This is a genomic window from Pseudoalteromonas sp. NCCP-2140, from assembly GCF_023708065.1.
GTDB lineage: Bacteria > Pseudomonadota > Gammaproteobacteria > Enterobacterales > Alteromonadaceae > Pseudoalteromonas.
The window spans coordinates 17,679-41,444 of record NZ_BRCZ01000012.1 but is presented as its reverse complement, the minus strand read 5'-3'; the positions used below and the strand labels follow the sequence as shown (position 1 = coordinate 41,444).

General features: G+C 41.9%; 25 protein-coding genes and 1 tRNA gene. 18 read left to right on the top strand and 8 right to left on the bottom strand.

The window, feature by feature from the left end; genetic code table 11:
- Nucleotide 1 precedes the first annotated feature (1 nt).
- From NFU46_RS17835 to folX, 5 genes are all read left to right on the top strand, one after another.
- On the top strand, nt 2–628 hold the full coding sequence (locus NFU46_RS17835; protein WP_251603719.1) for a YceH family protein: 627 nt from the start codon (nt 2–4) through the stop codon (nt 626–628).
- A gap of 67 nt (nt 629–695) precedes the next feature.
- On the top strand, nt 696–1,532 hold the full coding sequence (gene nadE, locus NFU46_RS17830) for an ammonia-dependent NAD(+) synthetase (protein WP_054563697.1): 837 nt from the start codon (nt 696–698) through the stop codon (nt 1,530–1,532).
- Nucleotides 1,533–1,780: 248 nt separating this feature from the next.
- The gene (folM, locus tag NFU46_RS17825; protein WP_062566254.1) at nt 1,781–2,500 is read left to right on the top strand and encodes a dihydromonapterin reductase; all 720 of its coding nucleotides are present in this window, start codon (nt 1,781–1,783) and stop codon (nt 2,498–2,500) included.
- Between the two features lie 18 nt (nt 2,501–2,518).
- Nucleotides 2,519–3,073, top strand: a complete 555-nt coding sequence (gene folE, locus NFU46_RS17820; RefSeq protein ID WP_058585381.1) for a GTP cyclohydrolase I FolE — start codon at nt 2,519–2,521, stop codon at nt 3,071–3,073.
- Nucleotides 3,074–3,075: 2 nt separating this feature from the next.
- A complete protein-coding gene (gene folX, locus NFU46_RS17815) occupies nt 3,076–3,435 on the top strand; it encodes a dihydroneopterin triphosphate 2'-epimerase (RefSeq protein ID WP_175083175.1) in 360 nt (119 codons plus the stop codon).
- On the opposite strand, the gene NFU46_RS17810 is transcribed toward folX, so the two are convergent.
- Both NFU46_RS17810 and NFU46_RS17805 read right to left on the bottom strand, forming a co-directional pair.
- Complete coding sequence (locus tag NFU46_RS17810) at nt 3,432–3,866, bottom strand: YqaA family protein (protein WP_175083146.1); 435 nt, start codon at nt 3,864–3,866, stop codon at nt 3,432–3,434. The genes folX and NFU46_RS17810 overlap by 4 nt on opposite strands.
- A 57-nt stretch (nt 3,867–3,923) precedes the next feature.
- A complete protein-coding gene (locus NFU46_RS17805; RefSeq protein WP_054563699.1) occupies nt 3,924–4,295 on the bottom strand; it encodes a DUF4870 domain-containing protein in 372 nt (123 codons plus the stop codon).
- A 205-nt stretch (nt 4,296–4,500) separates the two neighbouring features.
- Here NFU46_RS17805 and NFU46_RS17800 point away from each other — a divergent pair, with 205 nt between their 5' ends.
- Genes NFU46_RS17800 through NFU46_RS17785 form a run of 4 tightly spaced genes read left to right on the top strand, consistent with a single transcriptional unit; the run spans nt 4,501 to nt 8,199 of the window.
- The gene (locus tag NFU46_RS17800; protein WP_251603716.1) at nt 4,501–5,202 is read left to right on the top strand and encodes a spondin domain-containing protein; all 702 of its coding nucleotides are present in this window, start codon (nt 4,501–4,503) and stop codon (nt 5,200–5,202) included.
- Nucleotides 5,203–5,211: 9 nt separating this feature from the next.
- Nucleotides 5,212–5,940 (top strand): spondin domain-containing protein, encoded by a 729-nt coding sequence (locus NFU46_RS17795; protein ID WP_251603713.1) that lies wholly within the window; start codon nt 5,212–5,214, stop codon nt 5,938–5,940.
- A gap of 58 nt (nt 5,941–5,998) precedes the next feature.
- On the top strand, nt 5,999–6,724 hold the full coding sequence (locus NFU46_RS17790; RefSeq protein WP_251603710.1) for a response regulator transcription factor: 726 nt from the start codon (nt 5,999–6,001) through the stop codon (nt 6,722–6,724).
- Nucleotides 6,724–8,199 carry a HAMP domain-containing sensor histidine kinase gene (locus tag NFU46_RS17785; RefSeq protein WP_251603707.1) on the top strand — a complete coding sequence of 492 codons (1,476 nt, stop codon included), beginning with the start codon at nt 6,724–6,726 and terminating at the stop codon, nt 8,197–8,199. Before NFU46_RS17790 ends, NFU46_RS17785 begins: the two co-directional genes overlap by 1 nt.
- A gap of 21 nt (nt 8,200–8,220) precedes the next feature.
- On the opposite strand, the gene NFU46_RS17780 is transcribed toward NFU46_RS17785, so the two are convergent.
- Both NFU46_RS17780 and NFU46_RS17775 read right to left on the bottom strand, forming a co-directional pair.
- Nucleotides 8,221–10,386, bottom strand: a complete 2,166-nt coding sequence (locus NFU46_RS17780) for a S9 family peptidase (RefSeq protein WP_251603704.1) — start codon at nt 10,384–10,386, stop codon at nt 8,221–8,223.
- A 130-nt stretch (nt 10,387–10,516) separates the two neighbouring features.
- Entirely contained in the window at nt 10,517–14,221 is a 3,705-nt protein-coding gene (locus NFU46_RS17775) for a S8 family serine peptidase (protein WP_251603701.1), read from the bottom strand.
- A 244-nt stretch (nt 14,222–14,465) separates the two neighbouring features.
- On the opposite strand from NFU46_RS17775, the gene NFU46_RS17770 reads away from it, so the two are divergent.
- On the top strand, nt 14,466–14,936 hold the full coding sequence (locus NFU46_RS17770; protein ID WP_063700612.1) for a DUF2721 domain-containing protein: 471 nt from the start codon (nt 14,466–14,468) through the stop codon (nt 14,934–14,936).
- A gap of 103 nt (nt 14,937–15,039) precedes the next feature.
- Complete coding sequence (locus tag NFU46_RS17765) at nt 15,040–15,492, top strand: cytochrome c (RefSeq protein WP_058585373.1); 453 nt, start codon at nt 15,040–15,042, stop codon at nt 15,490–15,492.
- Between the two features lie 221 nt (nt 15,493–15,713).
- Here the strand turns inward: NFU46_RS17765 and NFU46_RS17760 are convergent, their stop codons facing one another.
- Nucleotides 15,714–16,364 (bottom strand): cytochrome b/b6 domain-containing protein, encoded by a 651-nt coding sequence (locus NFU46_RS17760; protein ID WP_251603698.1) that lies wholly within the window; start codon nt 16,362–16,364, stop codon nt 15,714–15,716.
- Between the two features lie 137 nt (nt 16,365–16,501).
- Between NFU46_RS17760 and NFU46_RS17755 the strand changes: the two genes are divergently transcribed.
- From NFU46_RS17755 to NFU46_RS17745, 3 genes are all read left to right on the top strand, one after another.
- Nucleotides 16,502–17,209 carry an AzlC family ABC transporter permease gene (locus NFU46_RS17755; protein ID WP_251603695.1) on the top strand — a complete coding sequence of 236 codons (708 nt, stop codon included), beginning with the start codon at nt 16,502–16,504 and terminating at the stop codon, nt 17,207–17,209.
- Complete coding sequence (locus tag NFU46_RS17750) at nt 17,206–17,505, top strand: AzlD domain-containing protein (protein ID WP_058585371.1); 300 nt, start codon at nt 17,206–17,208, stop codon at nt 17,503–17,505. Before NFU46_RS17755 ends, NFU46_RS17750 begins: the two co-directional genes overlap by 4 nt.
- 107 nt (nt 17,506–17,612) lie before the next feature.
- Nucleotides 17,613–18,095: a glutathione peroxidase gene (locus NFU46_RS17745; RefSeq protein WP_054563709.1), complete on the top strand. Its 483-nt coding sequence runs from the start codon at nt 17,613–17,615 to the stop codon at nt 18,093–18,095.
- 52 nt (nt 18,096–18,147) lie between these two features.
- On the opposite strand, the gene NFU46_RS17740 is transcribed toward NFU46_RS17745, so the two are convergent.
- Nucleotides 18,148–18,336 carry a PA3496 family putative envelope integrity protein gene (locus NFU46_RS17740; protein ID WP_082389337.1) on the bottom strand — a complete coding sequence of 63 codons (189 nt, stop codon included), beginning with the start codon at nt 18,334–18,336 and terminating at the stop codon, nt 18,148–18,150.
- A gap of 391 nt (nt 18,337–18,727) precedes the next feature.
- Here NFU46_RS17740 and NFU46_RS17735 point away from each other — a divergent pair, with 391 nt between their 5' ends.
- Nucleotides 18,728–19,528 (top strand): YggN family protein, encoded by an 801-nt coding sequence (locus NFU46_RS17735; protein ID WP_054563710.1) that lies wholly within the window; start codon nt 18,728–18,730, stop codon nt 19,526–19,528.
- Between the two features lie 66 nt (nt 19,529–19,594).
- Here NFU46_RS17735 and NFU46_RS17730 read toward each other — a convergent pair whose 3' ends face one another.
- Nucleotides 19,595–21,037: a PLP-dependent aminotransferase family protein gene (locus NFU46_RS17730; RefSeq protein WP_251603692.1), complete on the bottom strand. Its 1,443-nt coding sequence runs from the start codon at nt 21,035–21,037 to the stop codon at nt 19,595–19,597.
- 101 nt (nt 21,038–21,138) lie between these two features.
- On the opposite strand from NFU46_RS17730, the gene NFU46_RS17725 reads away from it, so the two are divergent.
- Nucleotides 21,139–22,068: a DMT family transporter gene (locus NFU46_RS17725; protein WP_251603690.1), complete on the top strand. Its 930-nt coding sequence runs from the start codon at nt 21,139–21,141 to the stop codon at nt 22,066–22,068.
- 53 nt (nt 22,069–22,121) lie between these two features.
- Here the strand turns inward: NFU46_RS17725 and NFU46_RS17720 are convergent, their stop codons facing one another.
- Complete coding sequence (locus tag NFU46_RS17720; RefSeq protein WP_251603688.1) at nt 22,122–22,970, bottom strand: diacylglycerol kinase family protein; 849 nt, start codon at nt 22,968–22,970, stop codon at nt 22,122–22,124.
- A 324-nt stretch (nt 22,971–23,294) separates the two neighbouring features.
- Here NFU46_RS17720 and NFU46_RS17715 point away from each other — a divergent pair, with 324 nt between their 5' ends.
- Nucleotides 23,295–23,435, top strand: a complete 141-nt coding sequence (locus NFU46_RS17715; RefSeq protein ID WP_166341396.1) for a hypothetical protein — start codon at nt 23,295–23,297, stop codon at nt 23,433–23,435.
- 227 nt (nt 23,436–23,662) lie between these two features.
- Nucleotides 23,663–23,753, top strand: a tRNA-Ser gene (locus NFU46_RS17710).
- The last annotated feature ends 13 nt before the right edge of the window (nt 23,754–23,766 follow it).

The following is a 23,766-nucleotide window of genomic DNA, read 5'->3' as shown; positions in this document are numbered from 1 at the left end:
CATGCAATTATCATCAATTCAACAACGTGTTATTGGCTGTTTACTCGAAAAGCAAAGTACAACACCCGAACATTACCCGTTATCTTTAAACTCACTGACTAATGCATGTAATCAAAAATCTAACCGTGAACCTGTATTGTCTCTCACTGAAGCGCAAGTCCAAGATACCCTCGATGAGCTTATTGCATCACGCTTAGTAACGGTTGATGAAGGGCTATCTGGGCGTGTAAATAAATATGCTCACCGCTTTTGTAATACCGAATTTGGCAGTTTGCAATTTACTGAGCAGCAACGCGCCATTATCTGTTTGTTACTGTTACGTGGCCCGCAAACACCAGGCGAGTTGAGAACACGCAGCAACCGCCTCGCTGAGTTTAGTAACGTCAATGAAGTCGAAGCCGCATTAAATGCACTTATAGAGCAAGAACATGTTGCACGCTTAGCTCGAGAGCCCGGCAAGCGCGAGAGTCGCTACATGCACTTATTTGTTGACCCAGACAGCATTACTGAGGACATGGCTGCTAATGAGCCTGTTCAAGATAACAGTAGTGAATTGCAACAATTACGAAGCGAAATCGAAGATCTTAAGCAACAAATTAACGCAATAAAAGCGCATTTAGGTCTTTAATAAAAACCGCGCCCGTAACATAATGTAAAAAACGCTGACAACCACAACGAAAAATAGGAGCTCTACCATGCGTGCCGACATTCTGGCGGAAATGAAAGTCCAACCAACTATTGATGTAAAAGCGGAAATCACCCGTCGTGTTAACTTTCTTAAAAGCCGACTTATTGCTGCGCACTCTCGCTCACTTGTATTAGGGATCAGTGGCGGTGTTGACTCATCAACCTGTGGCCGTTTATGCCAATTAGCGGTGGATGAATTAAACCAAGAGCACAACACTAACGAATATCAATTTATTGCTGTGCGCTTACCTTACGGCGTACAAGCAGATGAAGACGAAGCACAACTAGCCGTAGATTTTATTCAACCGAGTAAGCGTATGACGGTTAACATTAAAGCGGCTGTCGATGGCATGCATGAACAAGCAATGGCCGCGGTTGTTGGTGGTGGTGCTGAATTACCAGAGCAAGCTAAAATCGACTTTATCAAAGGTAATGTAAAAGCACGCCAACGCATGGTTGCGCAGTATGAAATTGCCGGTTTCAGCCAAGGCTTAGTTGTTGGTACCGATCACAGTGCTGAAAACATCACTGGCTTCTACACAAAATTTGGTGACGGAGCATGTGACCTGGCACCTTTATTTGGCTTATCAAAGCGTCAAGTTCGTGCGCTTGCTGAGCACTTGGGAGCGCCAGCTGTCCTTGTACATAAAGCCCCAACGGCCGACTTAGAGTGTGATCGCCCAGGTCTAACTGACGAAGAAGCGCTTGGCCTCACTTACGATCAAATTGATGATTTCTTAGAAGGTAAAGAAGTCAGCAATGAAGTCGAAGAAAAGCTAACAGCAATTTACTTACGTACTCAACATAAGCGCCAAGCGATCCCAACGGTATACGACGAGCTTTAAAAACGATTAAAACACTAAAAGGGCAATAATAATTGCCCTTTTTCCTTCCTCGTACAGACCCTTAGCAATATTCAAAACCTTCAATCACTCATTATCGGCCGCGCTAAATGATCTAGAGCGCTATGCTTGACGTAAAAGTTAGCAACATGATTGCAGTAAAGATGAAATAGTTCTGTAATTTGGTTTATAGTTGTTACAGTTAAATACATTACATTTCAAATCAAAAATCTAAGGTTTTATATTAGTTTATGTCATCGCCCATTTTAATTACTGGCGCAGGCCAACGTATTGGACTCGCTCTGGCCGAGCACTTTTTAGCGCAAGGGCAAGAAATCATAGTCACTTACCGTACCCGCCATGAAGCAATTGATGTGCTTGCAGGTAAAGGCGCTATTTGCATCCATGCTGATTTTAATAGTGACCAAGCTATCGGGCATTTTATCGAAGAATTAAAAACCCATACCAACCAGCTCAAGGCAATTATCCATAATGCGTCTAGCTGGGATTGCGAAGCAAATAACCACGATTACGCAGACCTATTCGATAACATGATGCGTATCCACGCCAAAGCGCCCTATTTAATTAATTTAGCAGCTTCTGATTTGCTACTGCATTATCAGCAAAACAGTGGCCAAGCCGCAGATATTATTCACTTAACCGATTATGTGGTTGAAAAAGGCAGCCCTAAGCACCTTGCTTATGCAGCAAGCAAAGCAGCGCTTGATAATTTAACCAAGTCGTTTGCCGCTAAATTTGCACCAGACATTAAAGTGAATGCTATCGCCCCTTCGTTAATTATCTTTAATGAACACGATAGCGACGAATACAAAGCCAAAACATTAAAGAAATCGCTAATGGGCATTGAGCCCGGCTGCGCCGAGATTATTAACAGCGTAGAACTATTACTAAGCAGTCACTACATCACAGGTCGTTCTATGCCTGTTGATGGTGGCAGACATTTAAAATAACGAATTACTGAGAAAGCTATGCACGATGATTTAAAAAATAGTTACCAACAAATAATTACCGCAGTAGGTGAAGATCCTGCTCGTGAAGGATTACTCGACACACCAAAACGCGCAGCAAAAGCGATGGAGTATCTGACTAAAGGCTATCGTCAAACATTAGATGAAATCACCAACAATGCGGTATTCACTTCAGATGCCGATGACATGGTATTGATCCAAGACATTGAGCTTTACTCTATGTGTGAGCACCACTTGCTGCCATTTGTTGGCCGCTGCCATATTGCTTATATTCCTGATGGCAAAGTGCTTGGTTTATCTAAGTTTGCGCGAATTGTTGACATGTATGCGCGTCGTTTTCAAATTCAAGAGCAATTAACCCATCAAATTGCTAAAGCGGTTGAAGAAGTGACAGGCGCGAAAGGTGTTGGTGTAATCGTTGAAGCAAAACATATGTGTATGATGATGCGCGGTGTTGAAAAGCAAAACTCAAGCATGCGTACATCGGTTATGTTAGGTAACTTCAGAGCCGATCCAAAAACCCGTAACGAGTTTTTACAACTAGTTAGAGGGTAATGATGGCCAATGCAATTATTAATGTCACTAACCTCAGGCTACGAACCTTTATAGGTTTTAACCCTGAGGAACGTGAGAAAAAACAAGATGTAGTGATTAATTTAGAAATTCATTACCCTGCTGATCAAGCTTGTGAAACTGACGCAGTCGATAAAGCGCTAAACTACAAGACCATTACTAAAGAAGTGATCAGCCTTGTCGAAGAAGGCCACTTTTTGCTGTTAGAAAAACTGGTTGCTGAGATTTTAGCAATTTGCCACCAGCATCAAAGCGTTCACTATGCCAAAGTACGCGTCGATAAACCTCATGCGCTGCGCTTTGCTGATTCAGTATCACTGACTCTTGATTGGCAAAAAAACTAAAATAGCTTTTCAAGCCCTACCGCAAAGGCAAGCACAGCTAAATAACGTGCGCCTTTGCCTAGGGTCACGAGTAACAAAAAGATTGAAAACTTAACCCTAAAAATTCCGCCAACAACCGTTAAAGGGTCACCGACAATAGGCAGCCAAGCAAATAGCAAACTGTAAATACCGTATTTATTAAATTGCTGTTCGGCTTTGTCTAGCGACTTTTGTGAAACGGGAAACCATTTACGCTCTTTAAATCGCATGACTTGCGTGCCCAGCCAATAATTCACACAACTCCCAAGCACATTGCCTACAGTTGCACTTAACCATAACAACCAAAGTAGATAGTCACCACTGGCTATCATAGCTGTCATTACTAATTCTGAAGAGCTAGGTAATAAGGTTGCGGAAATAAACGCGCTGAAAAATAACGATAAGTAGGCCATAAACATCACATAAAAAAGCTCAGCAAATGGCTGAGCTTTTAGTATATGGCAATTAGTTTACTTTATAAATTCTATCGCCATTGGATATTTAACTTCTTTACCATCGTTGGCTTTAATCGCCGATACTACCACCATAATCAATGAGAATAGCGCTACTAATGGCAGCAGGATGACTCCAACGACAACAAACATCAGCATAAAGCACACAATGTAAGCAATCATCATGGTTAATTGAAAGTTTAATGATTTGCGACCATGCTCAGCAACAAGTGGCATTTCTTCTTTTTTTACAAGCCAAACAATCAAAGGCCCAATCACCGAACCAAACGGGAAAAGCAAGCCTGCTAAGGCACTTAAGTGACAAAACATTGCCCATGTGCGCTGCTCTTTATCTGCCACAATTATTTCAACTTTCTGATTATCATCCATTTTAAATTCCTTGTTATGGGTCTGTTTGTTTCTCTACTATAAACCGTAATGACTTTTTACCCTAGTTAAATTGGTTAAATTTAAAACTCTCAACCAGCAAAAAAGGCTGTAATCAACGTTGTGATAAAAATGTGATAACTTCGTGAGGGTTTCTGGATATTGCTATTCGATACTGGTTTTGAATCATCAAAAACAGGAATCTCACATGAAAGCTTTACCTTTAACTTTATTCGCTGCATGCGCAGTAACTAGCCTTGCAAGCCAAGCTGCTGAGCTTGATATAAAACTAACTAACCTCACGCAAGGTTTACACTTTACCCCTATTCTCATTACGGCTCATAACAGTGATAGCAAACTTTTCAGCGTTGCTATGCCTGCTTCTACAGCCCTACAGACTATGGCTGAAGGTGGCAATCTCGAGCCATTAATGACTGAAGCCACAGCCGCAAACAGCGACATGGTTGCCAACCCAGCTGAAGGTTTATTAGCCCCAGCAAGCTCAACGATGGCGAGCTTATCCACCAAGGATGGCAATAGCTACTTATCTCTAACAGCCATGCTACTGCCTACCAATGATGGCTTTGTAGGTTTAGATAGTTGGATGATCCCAACCGAAGCTGGTACCTATACTGTTTATCTCAATGCGTATGATGCAGGCACCGAAGCCAATGATGAGCTTGTTGTTGAGGGTTCAGGTATGCCGGGCACGCTAGGCATTCCTGCCGCACCAGGTGGTAATGCGGGTATGAATGGCAGCGGCGTCACCAGTAACGAAACCAATATGATGGTGCATATTCATCCGGGTAATTTAGGTGACGACGATTTAGAAGCGGGTATGAGTGACCTCAATAACACCGTGCACAGATGGTTAAACCCAGTTGCGATGCTAACAGTTACGGTTAAATAGGAGGTTATTATGCGCTTTTCAAAAAGCTTAATTATCCTCGCATTGAGTGCCGGCCTTGCGGCTTGTGGGGATTCAGATAAATCATCAGACAACATGGATGAAGCGCTGGAAGAAATGACAATGGAAATGGGTGAGATGGCGACAAATCATCAATTTATGGTGGAGGTAGTCAATCTTACCGCTGCTCAACCTTTCTCCCCTGTTGCTGTGATTGCTCACACCGAAGGCATGCTTTGGAAAATTGGCGAGCCAGCATCTGAAGCACTTGAAATTATGGCTGAAGGCGGCGATAACAGCGAGCTACTCGCAGCAGAAATGACAATGCAAGCAGCTTCAGCAGAAAGCCCATTACCACCAGGTGAGCAAGTCACGTTGACCCTGACAACAGGTGAGCTTGATTCATTAAAAATTAGCTTAGCAACCATGTTGGTGAATACAAATGACGCGTTTACCGGTCTTAATGCTATAGACGTGTCTTCGTTAGCGGTTAATGAGTCACTGTCTCGTACTAGTTTTGCCTATGATGCAGGCACCGAAGCTAACACTGAAGCGCAAGGCACGATCCCAGGCCCTGCTGACTCAGGCGAAGGTTACAACGAAATGCGCGACGATATTAACCATGTTGCAATGCACCCAGGTGTGGTTAGTCAAGATGACGGCCTGACAAATTCTGTGCTCACCAGCCAGCATAAGTTTGATAACCCGGTTGCTCGAATCACGATAACGCGGACGCAATAATAATCGCACTCCTTACACCGAGGTCATAAGGATGTGCCTCTGTGATTTGGAGTGAGCCATGCGCCAAGAAAAATTATTAATCGTCGAAGATGATAGAGCAATCCGCCAACTTATCAGCAAACAATTGCACTGCCTAAACTTACATATTGATGAAGCCTCGAGCGCTGAAGCTGCAATAAAGAAGCTTGCCAGCTCAAGTTACGGCTTAGTACTGCTTGATATTAATCTGCCACAAATGGATGGCTTGAGCTTATGCCGCAAAATTAAAGAGCACTACCCAAGTATTGCCGTTATTTTACTGACCGCACTCAGTAGCGATATGGACAGAGTGATTGGTTTGGAAATGGGCGCTGATGATTATATTTGCAAACCTTTCTTCGCCAGAGAATTACAAGCACGAATAAAAACACAATTACGGCATAGGTCACAGCTTATGGCAGCTCAATCACATCATGAAGATAGCGCTCAAGCGGCAATTCAACTTGGAGAACTACACATTGAATTTGCCAGCCACCAAGCATTTTTAGCTGACCAAGCAATTAACTTAACCGCCACCGAATTCGATTTACTGGTCTATTTTGCTAAACACCCAAACCATGTTTTTAGCCGCCAACAATTACTAGACCAAGTATGGGGCTATCAACACAGCGGCTACGAGCATACGGTTAATTCCCACATAAACCGTTTACGCAGTAAGTTTGAGCAACATCACCCAGCAAACTTTATCGAAACAGTTTGGGGGGTAGGCTATAAACTAAACCCCGGTCAATTGAGTGCAAACTAATGAAATCAATGACGCTATATCAAAAACTCGCTTGGTCATTGGTGCTTATTTTTAGCCTGTTGTGCGCACTCGTTTTAAATTGGAGTAAGCAATTAGAACAAAGCTCGGTACATCATGCTCAGCAAAACTTGCACCTCCAACTAGCCGAGCATTTAGTGCATGACAATCCACTGATCAAACAAGGTGTGTATGACTATGACGCACTTGAAAACTTATTTCACACGCTGATGATACTTGGTCCGGCATTTGAGTTTTATTTTGTAGACCCAGAAGGTCATTTACTGACTTATTCAGCTAAACCGGGGCAAGTCGTTAGGCAGCAAATAAACTTAAGCCCAATACAGCAGCTACTCGACAACCCCACTGCTACACCGATTTATGGTGACGATCCGCGTAGCAAGGATGGCGTAAAAATATTTTCGACCGCGCCAGTTTATAATCAGCAGCAACTGCAAGGCTATTTGTACGTGATTATTGGCGGGCAAGCTTACGATACTACCCTTAAAAACATTAAAGCCAATGATAACCTCTGGCTTGCCGCTATGTGGTTTATAACCGCCTTAGTTGCGCTCTTTATTGCGATGTTGCTGTTGTTTCGATTTTTCACTTTACCGTTAAAAAAACTCAATAAAGAGCTTAATAAAATAGAAACGGCTAACTACAGCCTAACAAAAATGTCATTGGATTCTAGCTACACAGCTGATGATGAAATTGGCAATTTAAGCAAAGGCGTCAATGCCATGCTGGCGCGTATTGATGAGCAGTTTCAGTCATTACAGCACGCTGATAGACAACGCCGTGAGTTACTGACTCATTTATCACACGATTTACGTACGCCGCTCTCTTCACTGTACGGCTTTTTGGAGGTGATCAATAAACCGGATAGCCACTTAAACGAGCCCGAGCAACGTCATTATCTCAATCTTGCAATGCATAACTGCCAGCAACTAAAACAGCTGATTGAACAAATTTTTGAGCTAGCTAATTTAGAGTGCGGCCAAGTGAAAATACAATCTGAAACCTTTAATTTGGGCGAATTAATTTATGATTGTGTGGCGAAGCTTGCTCTAACAGCGCAATCAGCGGGAATTTCACTCAAGGTTATTCCTAAAATCTGCGATTTTACCGTGACAGCAGATATTGCAAAATTAGAGCGGGTGCTTACAAACTTAATCGAAAATGCCATTCGGCACACCCCAAATGGCGGTGAAATAGCCGTTAAAGTTAGCCAGCAAAGTGATCAGTTATACGTGGCAGTGTCTGATACCGGGGTTGGTATTCATGAGGATGAACTCAATGCGATTTTCGAACCTCACTATCAGGCGCGTAATAGTATAAAACGAGGCTCAACAGGCTTAGGGCTTGCTATTTGCAAGCAACTGCTCAACCTAATGGATAGTGAAATAAACGTAAAAAGTACCTTAGGAAAAGGCAGTGAATTTCGTTTTAATTTAGCGATGCAGGCATCCGCTTAATCACGGATGCCTGTGTTGTTATTATTTTTCGATACCCGCTAAATCGAGCATAAAGGCGTAATATAAAGCGGTATCTTGCAAGCTCTTAAAGCGCCCAGAAGCACCGCCGTGCCCTGCTTCCATGTCGGTTTTGAACAGCAACAGGTTATCATCGGTTTTATATTCACGTAGCTTAGCAACCCATTTTGCAGGCTCAAAATACTGAACTTGAGAGTCGTGTAAGCCGGTGGTGACTAACATATTTGGGTAAGCCTGCTTCTTAACTTGGTCATACGGCGAATATGACAGCATGTAATCGTAATAGACTTTATCATTCGGGTTGCCCCACTCGTCATACTCATTCGTTGTCAGTGGTAAGCTGGCATCTAACATGGTCGTGACTACATCAACAAAAGGCACTGCTGCAATCACCCCTTTATAAAGTTCAGGCGCTTGATTCACAACAGCCCCCATTAGTAAGCCACCTGCACTGCCACCCATGGCAAAAATATTATCCTTATCACCATACTTTTGAGCTGCTAATGATTTAGTCACATCAACAAAGTCATTAAAGCTGTTTTGTTTTTTCAGCAACTTGCCGTCTTCGTACCAAGGACGACCCAGCATTTGTGAGCCACGGATATGCGCAATCGCAAACACAAAACCACGGTCAAGTAAGCTTAATCGAGAGCTAGAAAAGCTCGGATCCATGGTCGCACCATACGAACCATAACCATATTGCATAAGTGGATTCGAGCCGTCTTTTTTAAACTTGTCTTTACGATAAACAAGGCTCACAGGAACATCGACACCATCTCGGGTGGTCACGTAAACTCGCTCAGAGGCATAATTGTCAGGATTAAAATCACCTAACACTTTACGCTGTTTAAGCAGGGTTTTTTCGCCACTTTCTAGGTTGATATCGTAGCTGCTGCCTGGCGTCGTCATACTTGAATAGTAAACACGTAAGTTAGGGTTATCTAACTCACTATTGCCATAGCTAAAGACCATATAAGTTGGGTCATTAAACGCAACGACTTGCTCTTGCTGGTTACGAAGGTCGCGAATAGTGATACGGGTTTGCCCCATTTCTCGCTCTTCGTATACCAAATGATTGTTAAATAACTCAATGCCTTCAAGCTTCACGTTATCACGACCAGCAATTAGCGTTTGCCAATTTGCTTTATCATGCGCTTTATCGCGGTGCACTTTCATAAGTTGAAAGTTAACTGCATTTAAATTAGTAACGATGTAATACCAATCGCCTAACTTTTTGATGTCATATTCAAGCCCTGCTTCGCGTTCAATAAAACGTTTTGGTATTGCTTTGACATCATTAGCATCAATAACCGAGACGCCAGATGCACTGGTGCTACCATGACTAATATAGATCTCTTGTTGGTCTTTACTCTTGTAAATACTGGTGTAGTAACTGGTGTTTTTCTCTTCGTAAACAAGTTCATCGTCAGCTTGCGGGGTGCCTAGCGTATGGCGATATACTTGGTAGCCTAACAGCGTTTGTAGGTCTTTTTTGATATAGTAAAAGGTTTTGTTGTCATTCGCCCACACGACATCACCTTCTGTGCCTTCAAGGCTTTCTGTGAGCATTTTACCTGTGGTTAAATCTTTTACTTTAATTGTGTAAATACGGCGACTCACGGTATCTTCACCATAAGCAAGCAAATTGCCATTTGGGCTCACAGCTAAACCGGTTACGGCAAAATAGTCATGATTTTTAGCAAGCTCATTCACATTTAAGATAACCTGCTTATCTTCTCCTAGGCTATCTTTACTGCGCACATAAACCGGGTATTCGTCATCACCGCGCGTTTGTGAGAAGTAGTAATATTCCCCTTTTTTTGTCGGTACGGTATCGTCATCCTTCTCAATACGGCCTTTAAGCTCTTCGAATAGGGTGTTTTGTAGCGTTTGAGTATGTGCCAGTTTACTTTCAACATACGCATTTTCAGCATTCAAATGAGCAATAACAGCGGCATCTTTGCGTTCATCATCACGCATCCAATAGTAGTTATCGATACGTGTGTCACCATGAATGGTCATTTCATGAGGTATTTTTTTGGCGACGGGTGCTGCAATCTGAACTTGCTCTGTAATAACAGCTTGTTCTTTATTATCTGGGACTTTATTACACGCTGATAGAACAGCTAAAGAGAGTGCCGCAAGGCAAAGTGAATGGCCAACTTTCATGGGATTCCTGTGTTCGTTTTTATTATTCCGTCTCCAATATAAGTAAAAAAACTGCAATATATAAGTAGCCTTTGTGAAGCAATGTAAAAAGGGAGCCGAAGCTCCCTTTTATCACTTACTTATCAAGTAATTACTTTTGCTTACGACGACGCATAAATGCGAACGGTGCAGCAAGTAATGTTAACCATGCTAGTGAACCTGAAGAAGATTTCTTCTTCGGCTCTTCGACTTCTACAACAATATCTTCGCCTGGGTCTTGTGTTACTGCAATAGTAATCGTCACCGCTTCAGACATGTTACCAGCAGAGTCAACCGCAGTTACCGTTACTTCGATAGAGGTTGTTTGCTCATAATCGATAGCGCCAGCAACCATTAACTCACCTGCATCACTGATGCTAATGCTGTCACTTCCTGTCACTTCGTATGTTGCGATAGGAGTTAGGTCAGCATCTGGGTCAGTCGCAGTCACAGTACCGATTACAGTACCTTCTGCGGCATTTTCTTGAACAGAGAACTCACCAAGCTCAGCATCGATTACTGGATTAACTTCTTCTGGTTCGTCAGCAACGTTCATAACTTCAACAGTCACCATTGCTGATTCAGAGATATTACCTGCAGAGTCTGCAGCAACAACTTCAAGCTCAATGCTCATCATGCCAGCATCGTAGTCAAGCATGTCGCTGTTCATAACAACAACATCACCTGAAGCAGTCACTGAAACAGCTGAAGAAGTAGAATTAACTACAATGTATTCAGCGATTGGATTAGCAAGCTCAGCACCATATGTTGCTTCTAGTGTGCCGATCACTGTATCTACCGCAGTGTTTTCATCTACAGAGAATGATGCATCAGCAAGAACTGGTGCAACGTTAGCATCTTCGCTTGGTGTTGCTGCATATGCTTTTGAGCCTGAGTCAGATAAGATCATGAAGTCTGCACCAGCGTTCAATAGTGTTGCAGAAGCGCCAGGCTCTAATGAGCTAACTACTTCGCCTGATTCATCAACTAGAGCTGCATACACGTCACTTGATGCGTCAGTGAATGTATATGTACCCATCGCAACATCGCCTTCGCCTGATGCAATTGGTGTCCACGTTTCTTCTTCTGTACGGAAACGTACATTTGCAGTTGCGCGGCCAATATCGTCAGCAGTTAGGCCAAATGCACCTAAACAGCTTTGCATTGTAAGATGGTTGTTACCAATAACTTGATAAACATTATCTAAGAAACCTGACGCGCTGCCATAGCCGTGAGTGAAGGTGATTGCTGTACCTGGCTCTACATCATAGAACCATTCTAATTTACCATTTTGTACTGTTACATCGTATGTACCATCTTGGTCTACGTCGAAGTCAGCCATGAAACCACCCACGTAAGAATGAGTAATACCCTCATTCATCACAAGAGTAGTCAAAGTAACATAACCGCTATCACAGATATCCGTAGGTACTTGGAATGTTTCGATTGATGCACCCACTAAGTCAAAGCGTTGATCTTCATCAACATCATCAGTCATCACTGTAGGAGCAAATACTGGCTCAAGTGCAACAGCACCTGTATTTGTTAACTCATGAGCAACACCATTATCTGTCATTACAGGCATGAAGCTCATTGCTGCATTTGCTTTTGGTAATACGTGATAAACAAGGTGGAATGCCTCATCGCTACCATCAGAGAAGATTAACGCACCATCAAGCTCTAAGTTAGTTAAATCAGCCGTTGCATCTTGTGAGCCGATATTGTCATCCGTTAATGTCCACTCTGGTAACGTTGCAGGGTCAATCGTCGCTGTCACATCAAATGACATTGTTTGACCTGCTGGCACTACTATTGACTCTGGGTAATCTAGTGAGAATGAACCACGCTCAACATCATCTGCGTAACGCTGTTCAAGAGAAAGGGTGTACACTTTATCTTCGTTAGAGAAGTTCTTAACTTGAACTGTTTTAGTAAGCTCAACTGTTTCTGATGCACTCACTAAACCAAACGAAAGTGCAGCTTGTTTAGTATCTGCAGCCCAAGCAGCAACTGGTAAGTTAGCCGCTTTGTTTACATCAACAAGACCCGCACCGATGTAACTAATTGGTGCAAGCTCAGCGTCAGGGTTAATCGCTAACGGTTCCATAGTTACATTTAGGTTTGCAGTGTTCATTAACGTCGCTTTAATTTCAAACGCGTTTCGCTCTGGCAGAGCTTCTTTTAATAAGCTCACCGCACCTGCAGTAATAGGACCCGAGAATGAAGTACCTGTTGCGCCTGTAAGACCATCACCAAGACCAGGGTGAGCAGTCATGATGTTAACACCTGGTGCTGTAATTTCTGGTTTTAATAAACCACCCATTGAAGGACCACGCGATGTGAAGTCAGCAATAGCGCCAGAAAGAACTAGACGTTCAACTGTTAGGTTAAATGTACCACCCGCTTTAAGTGCTGTACCTGCAGCAAATGTCACACCGACAGAAGGAATAGTAACAAGAGGCTCAGAACCCCCCATCGGTGCTGGCGTACCATCATCTGTACTGTTTGCAATGATTACAAATGCCGCACCTTTTTCTTGTGCATAATAAACTTTTGCACTGAAGTTGCAGCCGCCACGGTCAAGAATAACGGCCTTTCCTGTGAAATCTACGTCATCAGCAAACGCTTCACAAGCCGTTTGGTTAGCATCCGGGTAAACAAGCTCAATATCATCATTTGAGAAACTAAACGCTGTTTGTGGTCCAAAACTCGCTGGCTGTACAATCGCTTCTTCACCATTAATTGTACCGCTACCAATAGACTCTGCACCTGTAGGGTGAGTCATCGCACCTACTGAAAGAGCGTTTTCAGTTGTACTTGGACCACCAACGATGAATGGGTAAGCGCCATCGTTACCTGCAGAGATAACAACGTTTGTGCCAAGTTTAACCGCTTGGTTGATAAATAGGCCTACAGCATCGTTAGCAATATCACCGTAATCGCCACCGAGAGACATGTTGATAACATCAACACGGTCACTAATGTCGCCATTGCCATCAGGATCCATTGCACTTTCAAGCGCTAGTAGTTGTGCAAGGCCAGGACAACCGCTATTACATACCGAGTAAACGAATAAATCTACATTTGGCGCGATGCCATTAACAGAGTGAGAAACGTGTGTACCGTGGTTAGTTGTCACATCAATTGGATCATCGTCATAATTGATGTAGTCATAACCGCCTAATACTTTACCTTGTGGCCAATCTACAGAGGCAGGATCAGCAATTGCTGCAGCATACGCTTCGTCAGTACCCGCACCACCAAAGGCTGTATGAGTGTAGTCAATACCCGTATCAAGAACGGCAACGCGAACACCTTCACCTGTTGCTAAACCGTTAGATACTAGCGGAGTTGCTTCAATATAGTCAGCGCTGTCAGCAACATGCAATTCATAATCGTATACTGGGTAAATGCCTTCTACTTGAGAGTTTGATAGTAACTTAGCAACATCCTGCTTATTACCATTTACTACAATTGAGCTTACTAGCGTCGAAGTTTTAGCAACAACCTGAAGAGGTAAATCCATGCTGTTGATTGCTTGCTCTACACTTGCTTGTGCTACTTTTGCTTGCGCTTGAATTGACGCTACATCAGCGCCCATTGTTTTTGCATTAATAGATGCTGGAGCATTAAGTTTTACAAGCCAGCTTGTTGCTTCACTGCGAACTTTTTGTTCTTTTTTAGTTACCGCACTCGCTTTAATTAATTTTTTACCGGCAAGATTATACTTTGAAAAGTCATTGGCTTGGGCACTTGCGCACATTGCACTTGTTACAGCCAAAGCAACTGCAGTTCTTTTTATTAGATTATTAGACATGGGTTCCCCTGGGATATGTTATGTTATCGTCTAAATAGTGATTGAAACAAAGTTTCAGAACCAATATAAAACGGAAATACAAACAAGAACAACAACTCAGTTACAAAACAATTACATTAAATTAAGAATGAAACACATAAAAAATCTCAAGCAACTGATTATTAATGGCTTTATATGGAAAGAAATAGTTGTAAATATTTGTAAATGAACATTGTGTTGAATTTTAATAAATAGAGTACTTTCAATGAATTCAGAAGTAATCAACATTCTTACCATGGCAAAAGTGATTCAAACTGCTGTTGCACCCGTCTTTTTAATTACCGGTATTGCTGCAACATTAGGCGTACTTTCCAATCGTTTGGCACGTATCACCGATAGAGCTCGGCAGTTAGAACGTAAACTTAAAGTCAGTACGGATGAAGACTTCAATAAGTCATTAACAACGGAGCTAAGGGCGCTGTTGAAACGCTCTCGCTGCATTCATATTGCATTTAGTCTAAGTGTACTCAGTGCTTTATTGGTGTGCGCCGTAGTTATGTGCTTATTCTTATCACACATTCAATCAATTAATTTAAGCGTGACTATTGCTAGCTGTTTTGTGGCTGCTATGGCACTGTTGATATGTGGATTTTTATCTTTACTAGGCGAGGTTTTCTTAGCTACCAGAAGCATGCGCCGCGGCATGATCTTCGCAGATATAGATATAAATGATTAAATTAAACTTAAGTTAAGATTAACCGCAATACACTTGAATATTATATTGAGCTAAGATACAACTCAGTTAGTTTACTTTTATGACACCTTAAGGGGCAAAAGGAATGAAATTAAAACAATTAGTAGTAGGTGCAATGCTATCTACAATGGCACTAGGCGCATCAGCAAATTCTGTATTTGAAGAGCCAAGCGATGCAATCGAGTACCGTCAGGCAGCATTTTCAATGATCCGCGTACAAATTGGTGACATGGGCGATATGCTAAAAGGAAAAGTACCTTTTGATGCAGAACGTTTTCAAAAGCGTGCCGACAATGCAGCGGCATTATCTAAAATGCCTTGGGAAGCTTTCGTAGCGGGTTCTGATAAGGGTGATACATCTGCACTTGCAGCTGTATGGAGCGACAACGAAACCTTTATGAAAAAAGCCGTTGCTTTCCAACAATATGCTGATGAGCTAGCAGTAGCAGCACAAAGTGGCGATAAGAAAGTAATCGGCAAAGCATTTGGCGCTTGGGCTAAAGGCTGTAAAGATTGCCATAAGTCTTTCAAAGACTAGTTAAAAATTTGAACTAAAAAGGCGCTTATTAGCGCCTTTTTTAATGTCTTATACCAATTCGCTTAATTAAGTGGTCTATTTTGAGGCAATAGAACCTCGTTGATAGCAAGGCAAAAATTTCGTTATTTAGTTTGTTCTAAATCAGAAATTTTTAACGCAGGTAGCGACAGGTTTTATCCCTCAAAATGATTAAGTATTATTGCGGATTGGTATTAGATTACCTAGCCAAGCAAATAGCTGAGGGGCTCTGCACCCCAAGTCGTAAATAGCACCACTAAGCACACTGCAAAAATAACAAAAGCTATCAACGGTGATTTAGTAACAGGCTCAGTAACCGCAACTTGGTCGCTACTACCCGTTAGCATAGGTTTCACTAAGTTTTTTCCTTTAATGCGGTAAATCACAATCGCCAATACATGCAACACAATGGCATACAACAAAATGTCAAAGTTTAAATGATGTAACCAACCGGCAAACTCTACGGTATCTGAGGATACATGCTCGACTAGTGGACCATCCGTTAATATATCGTCACTAGTCATTAAGCCAGAGGTTAGCTGTACAATAAGTAACGCAAAAAAGGCTATCACCATATAACTACCCGCCGCGCCGTGACCCGCCTTATGTTCATTGCTTGTAAACGATTTAATTGCGGCGATTGGTGAATGAATCAGTGCAGACAGCTTTGCCGTTTTACTACCAATAAGGCCCCAAACAAGGCGTGTAATAATAAGCGCTAGAGTGAAGTAGCCTGCAGCAAAGTGCAGCTCCAACATACCTTCTTCAGCACTAAAATAGAGGGTTGCGATGGCCGCAACTAATAACCAATGGAAGCTTCTTATAAAGCCATCCCATACTTTAACTTTTGACATTGTAACTTTCCCTTTAAAAGACGCTAATGATTTCAGCAACAGGCTCGGCTATACATTATTGCAAACTTCAGTTATTTTGACACACCTCTATTTCAGCTGTTTTGATCTGAGCCATAACAACAAACATGAGCGATAAGATGCATAAATCAACAATAAGAGCCTTGCTAAAAGGATTTTTCGACATGCTCCCCTTATGCCTTGCGGTGTTACCTTGGGGAATTCTATGTGGCTCGTTAGCAGTTCAAAATGGTTTCACTGCTTTAGAAACACAAGCTATGTCGTTGTTGGTATTTGCAGGCTCAGCACAGCTCGTTGCGATTGAATTAATGGCAGGCAATACGCCGCTTTTAACTATTTTATTTACCACACTCATTATTAGCTCACGGCACTTTTTATATGGTTTAGCTATTCGCCACAAAGTCATTGACCAACCCTTTCGTTGGCGACTGCCAGTGAGTTTTGTACTGACGGATGAATTATTTGCTTTTTCGCATCATCACAAAGCCTACCGCACAAAAGTTCGCCTTATTTACGCACTCAGTGCCGGCTTTAGTTTTTATATTGCCTGGAATATCTGGACCTTACTAGGTATTGTCGCAGGAAGCCTCCTTCCCGATTTAACACACCTTGGCCTTGATTTTGCCATCGCTGCCACGTTTATTGCTTTAGTTATTCCGGGTGTAAAGAACCTTGCGACACTGGCTACAGTGATCACCGCAGGCGTTGTAGCAACACTATTAAAAAGTCAGGGCTTTCAACTTTGGCTTGTCACCGCGGCTCTTATCGCTATGACAGTGGGCTACCTAATTAGTCGCTTGCAAGCAAAAGAGGAGCATACACAATGATGACCACCATTTTATTAATGGCGTGTATCACCTTCTTCACACGTTACTTATTTTTGCACCGCGCATTACCGTTTAAAGTCGGCCCGAAAATGCAGCAATTTTTAAGTTTTAGCGCCCCTGCCGTACTCACCGCAATTTGGGTGCCCATTGTGTTTATTAATGACGAAGGGATAAATCTAGATTGGCAAAACCCTTACCTAAGTGCTGCTGTTGTGTCTGTTATCGTGGCCTATAAAACACATAACATATACTACACAACACTGGCAGGAATGGGATTATTTATAATTTTAAGTTAGCTGCGATACTTAACGCCAAGTAAGAAAAACCGCTGATTAAAATTCACCCTTTTAGAAAAACTCCAAGCAAGTTAGAATCAATGCAACAATAATAAAAAGTTATCATTATGAGCGAATTTCACCAACTTTCTGCCACCAGCCTACAAGGCCAAACCGTTGACTTTTCTGATTTTGAAAACAAGGTCGTACTTGTTGTAAATACAGCAAGTAAATGCGGTTTCACTCCACAATATGAAGGCTTACAAGCACTGCATGAAAAGTATCATGAGCAAGGCTTAGTAATAATTGGTTTTCCATGTAACCAGTTTGGCAAACAAGAACCAGGTGATGCAAAAGAAATTAAAGAAGGCTGCCTTATTAACTATGGCGTTAGCTTTTTAATGATGAGCAAAGTCGATGTGAATGGCGAACATGCTCACCCTGTTTTTAGATACCTAAAATCAGAATTACCGGGGTTTATCACCCGCAAAATAAAATGGAACTTCACCAAATTTTTAATTGGTAAAGATGGCAAGGCAATTAAGCGCTATGCGCCACTGACAAAACCTGAACAGCTAGAGTCAGACATCGCAGCAGCACTGGGAAAATAACAAAGTCTAAAAGCAATAAAGAGGCAAATTGCCTCTTTATCTAAATTTATGCTTAGTCGTTCAAGTACTCGTCAAAGTCGTCATCGCCTAAGTTTCTGCGCAAGCGTTTTTGTTCAAGATAGTCTTCCAACTTCTTCTTTACGCGTTGCTTTTTCTTGTCGTGTTGATTACGCCCGACCATTTCGTACTCGTCTTCAACAAAATCGTCATCTAGCGCGTCATAACTAAATGTCTTACCCACAACCCACTCCATAAAGTGTTTGAGACCAATTCTTGAGATTAAAATTTGCTCGATGAATTGGCAAAGATTAAAAAGCTCAGTAGTAATTTAGTATCTAAAAAACCACCAAAATAAAGCCATACACCCATGCTAAATAGGTCATATGTCAATATTGTGAATAAATAGCGCTAAATTTGATTTCTGAAAAGTGAGAGTTTTTTATCGTTTCGATAAAAGTCATTTATGCATGTGTATTTTTTAGTTAATTTAACTAAAAAATGGTTAAAAAGTTATTCCCCGCAATTTTTAAGAAAGCCTCAAAACACATCAAGATATTGAATTAATTGAACTTATAAATTTTGGCATTCAATTTGATTATGTATTTGTGTCATTTCAAACAGGAAAGAAAAAAATGAAAAAGTTATTGTTAGTAAGTTCTTTATTTATCGCTACCGGCGCAATGGCTCATAACGATAATGATACAAATATTTCATTCAGCGGTGAGCAGTGTGATGTTGAATTTATAAATGATGTACGCATCACACCAAGCGAGTTAGAAGTATACACAGCCGATAATCGCACTATGAAAATCATCGATCAACACACTTTATATATCGATGGTCAAAGCGTGTCGCTTGATGCTTCACAACAGCAAGCAATTGCAGATTACTCAGACAGCTTACGCAGCCAACTTCCTGAAGTAGCAAATATCGCACTTGATGGTGTAAAAATAGCTGGTGTAGCCATCGAAGAAGTATCAAATGCTTTCAATATTGATGGCCTAAGCGACATTTCAGAATTAATGGACGATATCAGCGTAGAAGTACAAAACGCTTTCTATCAGCAAGGTGCGTTCACCATGGGTCAGCAAAATTTCGAAAAATTTGGCCAAAACTTTGAAGACCAATTCGATGAGCAAATCGAATCGGCTGTCGAGTCAGCCATGATGCAATCGATGGGCAGTATTTTAGTGGCGCTAGGCTCTGAACTTTTAGGTTCAGGTGGCGACATGGATGAGTTTGAGCAACGTATGGAAAACATGGGCGCACAAATCGAAGCGCGTGTAGAAACACAGGCAGCTCAACTTGAAGAGCGTGCAGATGCATTATGCGGCAGCTTTGCTGATATCGCTCATAAAGAGCAAGAGCTAGTGGTTCTAGTACCAGAGCTAAAAGAGTATCAACTATTTACTTTCAAACAGAATGCAGAGTAATTGACTAATTAACATCCCTGAACCAAAACACTTGGTCCTTTCGCGCAGAGCTTGCTCTGCGCTTTTTTATTTTTTGGCCAGCACAGTCAGCTGCGATAACGTTTTAATCGCCTGCTCTAAGTTTTCAGACCAAGGCAAGCCATAACTTAAACGAAAACAGCTACGGTATTTTTTACCCGCTGAGAATATCAACCCTGGAGTAATACTGATCCCCGCCTCAAGTGCCAAATGGAATAACTTTACCGCATCATATTGGCTACCAAGGTCAACCCAGATAACACAGCCCCCTTGCGGGTTACTTATACGCGCACAACTTGGCATATATTGCTGCAGGCACCAAATCATACGCTCTTTGTTGGTACTTAAGCGCTGTCTAAGCAAACGAATGTTACGGTCGTACTCACCGCTAGCTATAAACTCATACAAGGTCCACTGGTTTATAAGTGGCGCGGAGCAACTAAGCGCGCGTTTGTGTCGTCTTGCTTGTTCAGCAAACTTACCGGCAATGATCCAACCTATGCGATAACTGGGAGCAGCTGTTTTTGAAAACGACGCGCAGGTGATCACTAAGCCCTTTTTTGAATAAGCTTGTGCAGGAGTGGCACGCTTAGCTGTAAAATGTAAGTCGCCATAAACATCATCCTCAATAAGCACCACGTCACGCTGCTCTAAAAGTGCCACTAATTGCTCACGCTTGGCATCAGGCATAAAACTGCCAACAGGGTTATTTAATGAGGTTGAAAACACACAGGCTTTTATATCATGTTCATCGAGTGCTTGAGCCAAGTCATCTAGCCATATTCCTTCATCAGGACACAGCGGTATTTCCAGTGCCTTTAAACCTAAGCTTTCAATTAATTCGATAATGCCAAAATAACAAGGCGACTCGATAGCAATAACATCACCGGGTTTAGCGACACACTTAAGGGCAATCGCCAACGCTTCTTGAGCACCATTGGTGATCACTAATTCATCGCTATCAACCCCAATGCCAAAATCCAGATAGCGATGAATGAGTTGTTTTTTAAGTGGTGCAAAGCCATCCATCGGCCCGTAGTTAATTGCCGATGCGCCCGCTAATGTCATTACTCGGCGCATTGTTCGTGCCAGTGCTTTATCTGTAGGTGCAGCGGCTACAGGGTTGGCGATACCAAATGGCACCACATTAGCTTTATGGATAGCGCTGTAGACTTGCTCAATCAAGCCTTGCTTATTGACTGTGGTCGGCTCTCGACTGAGCCTAACTCGCTTTGGTCGTGACTGATTTAACTGTGAAGACTTTAAAAAGTACCCTGACTTTTCTCTTGCTTCAATCAATCCTTGCCCTTCAAGTAATTGATACGCTTGTTTTACAGTAGGAATACTGATGTTGAGCTTGTCTGCCATTTTTCTGAGCGAAGGTAACTTTTCACCCGGTAATAACGAGCCTTGCAAGCAAAGATCTCTAACTAGATGAATAACTTGTTGATATAAGAACTCACTGTTACTACGACTGATAACTTGTGACATAGCCCACCAAACTGTATAGGTTGCATTTCTAGTTTTCTGTATATGTTAAGTATACAGAAGCGAACTAAAATGAACATACTTTCAATTTTTAGGTACTAACTATGAAAAGCGCCACTCTCTACCTTGCTACAGTATTGATCTGGGGATCGACTTGGCTAGCTATTGAGTTTCAACTGGGTGATGTCGCTGTTGAGGTCTCTTTATTTTATCGCTTTGCCATTGCAGCCATTTTAATGTGGGCCTTTGTGCTGGTAAAAAAACTCCCTATGCAATATTCACTGTGTGATCACGGATTTTTTGCATTATTGGCTTTATTTAACTTTGGTTTAAATTATTTAGTGCTGTATTGGGCGCAGAACTATCTCACCTCAGCAATGGCCTCAATTGCCTTTTCGATGTTGCTATTAATGAACATTATTAACACCCGCTTGTTCTTCGCCAAACCAATTGCAAAACGAATTTACTTTGGCGCACTACTTGGCGTAATGGGTATTGCCAGCTTGTTTTGGCCACAAATTCAGCAATTCGACTTGAGTAATGGTGCGTTGGTCGGGTTACTACTTGCGCTGTCTGGGACCTTTGTGGCTTCATTAGGAAATATGGTCAGTGTTCGAAACTCTCAGCGTAATATTGGCGTACTTCAGGGCAATGCCTGGGGCATGTTATACAGCGCTTTAGGACTAGCTGCTTATGTTTTAGTAAGCGACGTTGAGCTGACATTGAATGCCCCAACCAGCTATTGGGTATCGCTCTTCTATTTAGCAGTATTTGGTACCGTAATCGCATTTGCTTGTTACTTCGCGCTACTTAAAAATATCGGCCCTGAGCGAGCAAGCTATGTAATCGTATTGTTCCCGCTGGTTGCAGTGGTCTTAAGCACCTTATTTGAAGGATTCGAATGGCAAGCGAATACCTTTATGGGATTTAGCTTGGTGTTATTCGGAAATGCTATCGTGCTAACTCCAACTCGACAAATTAAAGCATTTTTTGCTGCACGTAACCTACAGCAAAAAAGCTCCATCCCCAGTTAGAAGTGACTATGTCACCTCTAACACCAAGCGCCGGCAAATTTGCCGGCGCTTTTTTATGGCATATGAAAACGAAGTGCTTGTTTGTGTATCTTAATCTTAGCCGGAGTAAAACCAACAAGCTCACCATCGGCTTCTATAGCCAACCCTTTCGTGGTGACCTCAGCAGTAGTTAACCGAGCATATTCTAGCGCTTGCAAACCATGATGCTTTACGAGTAGTAAATACAAAAAGCTGATCAGGTTTTTCAACAAACCGCCAGCTGGCATACAGTAGCAATCAAGCTGACCATCATTTAACTTTGCCCGAGGGGCAATCTTTAAGCCACCACCAAAGTAATGATGATTAGCAAAAATCGTCGCTAAATTACTGTAGCTGAGTGCTTTACCATTAAACTCACCCTGAAGTGACTGTGCCTTAAATGAAAATAGCTGCTTGATGCCCTGCCAAGTGTAGCCAAACGAGCTAAAACTTCCGGCTTTGTTTAGTTGAGTCACGACTTCAGCGTCAAAACCTATTCCCGCCACATTAATAAAATAGCGCTGATTGATTTGTCCAACATCGATTAACTCAGTACGGCTATTAAAAACAGCGTCATACCAAGCCTGTTGTTTACATGCAAAGCCGCGAGCAAAATCATTTCCTGTGCCTGCCGGAATTAACGCGATAGAACAACGACTCATCATTAATGCATTAACAGCTAAATGCAGCGTCCCATCACCACCAATCACCACAACTTGAGTTTGGTTTTTAGCCAAAAGCGCTATATCAGCGCAATCATTCTCAAACTTGCCTGTGGTTAAATACAATTTAGGCTCAATCTGTCTTTTTTTACATTCTTTTAGTAGCCAATCAACACTGTTTTTATGATTTTTTTTGTCACTTGGCTTTATTATTATCAACATCAACGGTTACTTCTTTTCTTGCATGGCAAAAACACCACACTCGTTCAAATTATATTAATCTGAATAAATAGTCACTTTCTCACTCTAAAAACGCATAAATAAAAATAATAAAAACTAAAAACCTTTATTTACCTACACTTCAGCGTTAAAGAAACTGCATAAGCATGCAAGATATCACTAAGGCAAAAACTTAACCCCATGTTAATAAAAGGCTTTTGGATTAGAAAAAGTTATCCGACAGACTCAATTTTTATCGTTTTATTTTTGTTCAGTTTGATTGCAAAATACTCACGTTTTCAACCAAACACAACCCGGAGCAAAGTAATGAACCCAATTAATACATTAAACCAAAACGCTGCAACTCATGTTGCCGTAAAACCAACAAACCGCAAAGCAAAAATGTTGGCAAAACTAAATCGCTATGGCAAAAAGTTAGCTCTTGGCGGCGCAGTACAACACAAGTAATCCCCAACCATGGTTACTTTATCGGTGCAGTAAACACCCAACCACTAACGAAGATCCTTCTTTAGCTCCTCCGTTTACTGCTCCAACCCCTTTCTTTTAAGTTAAAAACAGCAATTAATTAAACCTTTTTACAAAAAACTCCCTCTTTACGCTCAAAAAACAAGCAAACAAACTTTTTCCTATTTACACAGCCGATTCAGCTAAGTATTATTCTCGCATCACGATGTGGAGAGATGGCAGAGTGGTCGAATGCACCGGTCTTGAAAACCGGCAGGGGTTTGTAGCCCCTCTAGGGTTCAAATCCCTATCTCTCCACCACTTATTTTTATTT

Coding starts and splice junctions, on each gene's coding strand:
- NFU46_RS17800 (WP_251603716.1), top strand. CDS start 4,501: ATGAAAGCTTTACCTTTAACTTTATTCGCTGCATGCGCAGTAACTAGC.
- NFU46_RS17795 (WP_251603713.1), top strand. CDS start 5,212: ATGCGCTTTTCAAAAAGCTTAATTATCCTCGCATTGAGTGCCGGCCTT.
- NFU46_RS17730 (WP_251603692.1), bottom strand. CDS start 21,037: ATGTCACAAGTTATCAGTCGTAGTAACAGTGAGTTCTTATATCAACAA.
- NFU46_RS17755 (WP_251603695.1), top strand. CDS start 16,502: ATGCATAAATCAACAATAAGAGCCTTGCTAAAAGGATTTTTCGACATG.
- NFU46_RS17770 (WP_063700612.1), top strand. CDS start 14,466: ATGAATTCAGAAGTAATCAACATTCTTACCATGGCAAAAGTGATTCAA.
- NFU46_RS17725 (WP_251603690.1), top strand. CDS start 21,139: ATGAAAAGCGCCACTCTCTACCTTGCTACAGTATTGATCTGGGGATCG.
- NFU46_RS17765 (WP_058585373.1), top strand. CDS start 15,040: ATGAAATTAAAACAATTAGTAGTAGGTGCAATGCTATCTACAATGGCA.
- folM (WP_062566254.1), top strand. CDS start 1,781: ATGTCATCGCCCATTTTAATTACTGGCGCAGGCCAACGTATTGGACTC.
- NFU46_RS17715 (WP_166341396.1), top strand. CDS start 23,295: ATGAACCCAATTAATACATTAAACCAAAACGCTGCAACTCATGTTGCC.
- NFU46_RS17775 (WP_251603701.1), bottom strand. CDS start 14,221: ATGTCTAATAATCTAATAAAAAGAACTGCAGTTGCTTTGGCTGTAACA.
- NFU46_RS17735 (WP_054563710.1), top strand. CDS start 18,728: ATGAAAAAGTTATTGTTAGTAAGTTCTTTATTTATCGCTACCGGCGCA.
- NFU46_RS17720 (WP_251603688.1), bottom strand. CDS start 22,970: ATGTTGATAATAATAAAGCCAAGTGACAAAAAAAATCATAAAAACAGT.
- NFU46_RS17835 (WP_251603719.1), top strand. CDS start 2: ATGCAATTATCATCAATTCAACAACGTGTTATTGGCTGTTTACTCGAA.
- NFU46_RS17785 (WP_251603707.1), top strand. CDS start 6,724: ATGAAATCAATGACGCTATATCAAAAACTCGCTTGGTCATTGGTGCTT.
- NFU46_RS17790 (WP_251603710.1), top strand. CDS start 5,999: ATGCGCCAAGAAAAATTATTAATCGTCGAAGATGATAGAGCAATCCGC.
- NFU46_RS17810 (WP_175083146.1), bottom strand. CDS start 3,866: ATGGCCTACTTATCGTTATTTTTCAGCGCGTTTATTTCCGCAACCTTA.
- NFU46_RS17780 (WP_251603704.1), bottom strand. CDS start 10,386: ATGAAAGTTGGCCATTCACTTTGCCTTGCGGCACTCTCTTTAGCTGTT.
- NFU46_RS17760 (WP_251603698.1), bottom strand. CDS start 16,364: ATGTCAAAAGTTAAAGTATGGGATGGCTTTATAAGAAGCTTCCATTGG.
- NFU46_RS17750 (WP_058585371.1), top strand. CDS start 17,206: ATGATGACCACCATTTTATTAATGGCGTGTATCACCTTCTTCACACGT.
- nadE (WP_054563697.1), top strand. CDS start 696: ATGCGTGCCGACATTCTGGCGGAAATGAAAGTCCAACCAACTATTGAT.
- folX (WP_175083175.1), top strand. CDS start 3,076: ATGGCCAATGCAATTATTAATGTCACTAACCTCAGGCTACGAACCTTT.
- NFU46_RS17805 (WP_054563699.1), bottom strand. CDS start 4,295: ATGGATGATAATCAGAAAGTTGAAATAATTGTGGCAGATAAAGAGCAG.
- NFU46_RS17745 (WP_054563709.1), top strand. CDS start 17,613: ATGAGCGAATTTCACCAACTTTCTGCCACCAGCCTACAAGGCCAAACC.
- folE (WP_058585381.1), top strand. CDS start 2,519: ATGCACGATGATTTAAAAAATAGTTACCAACAAATAATTACCGCAGTA.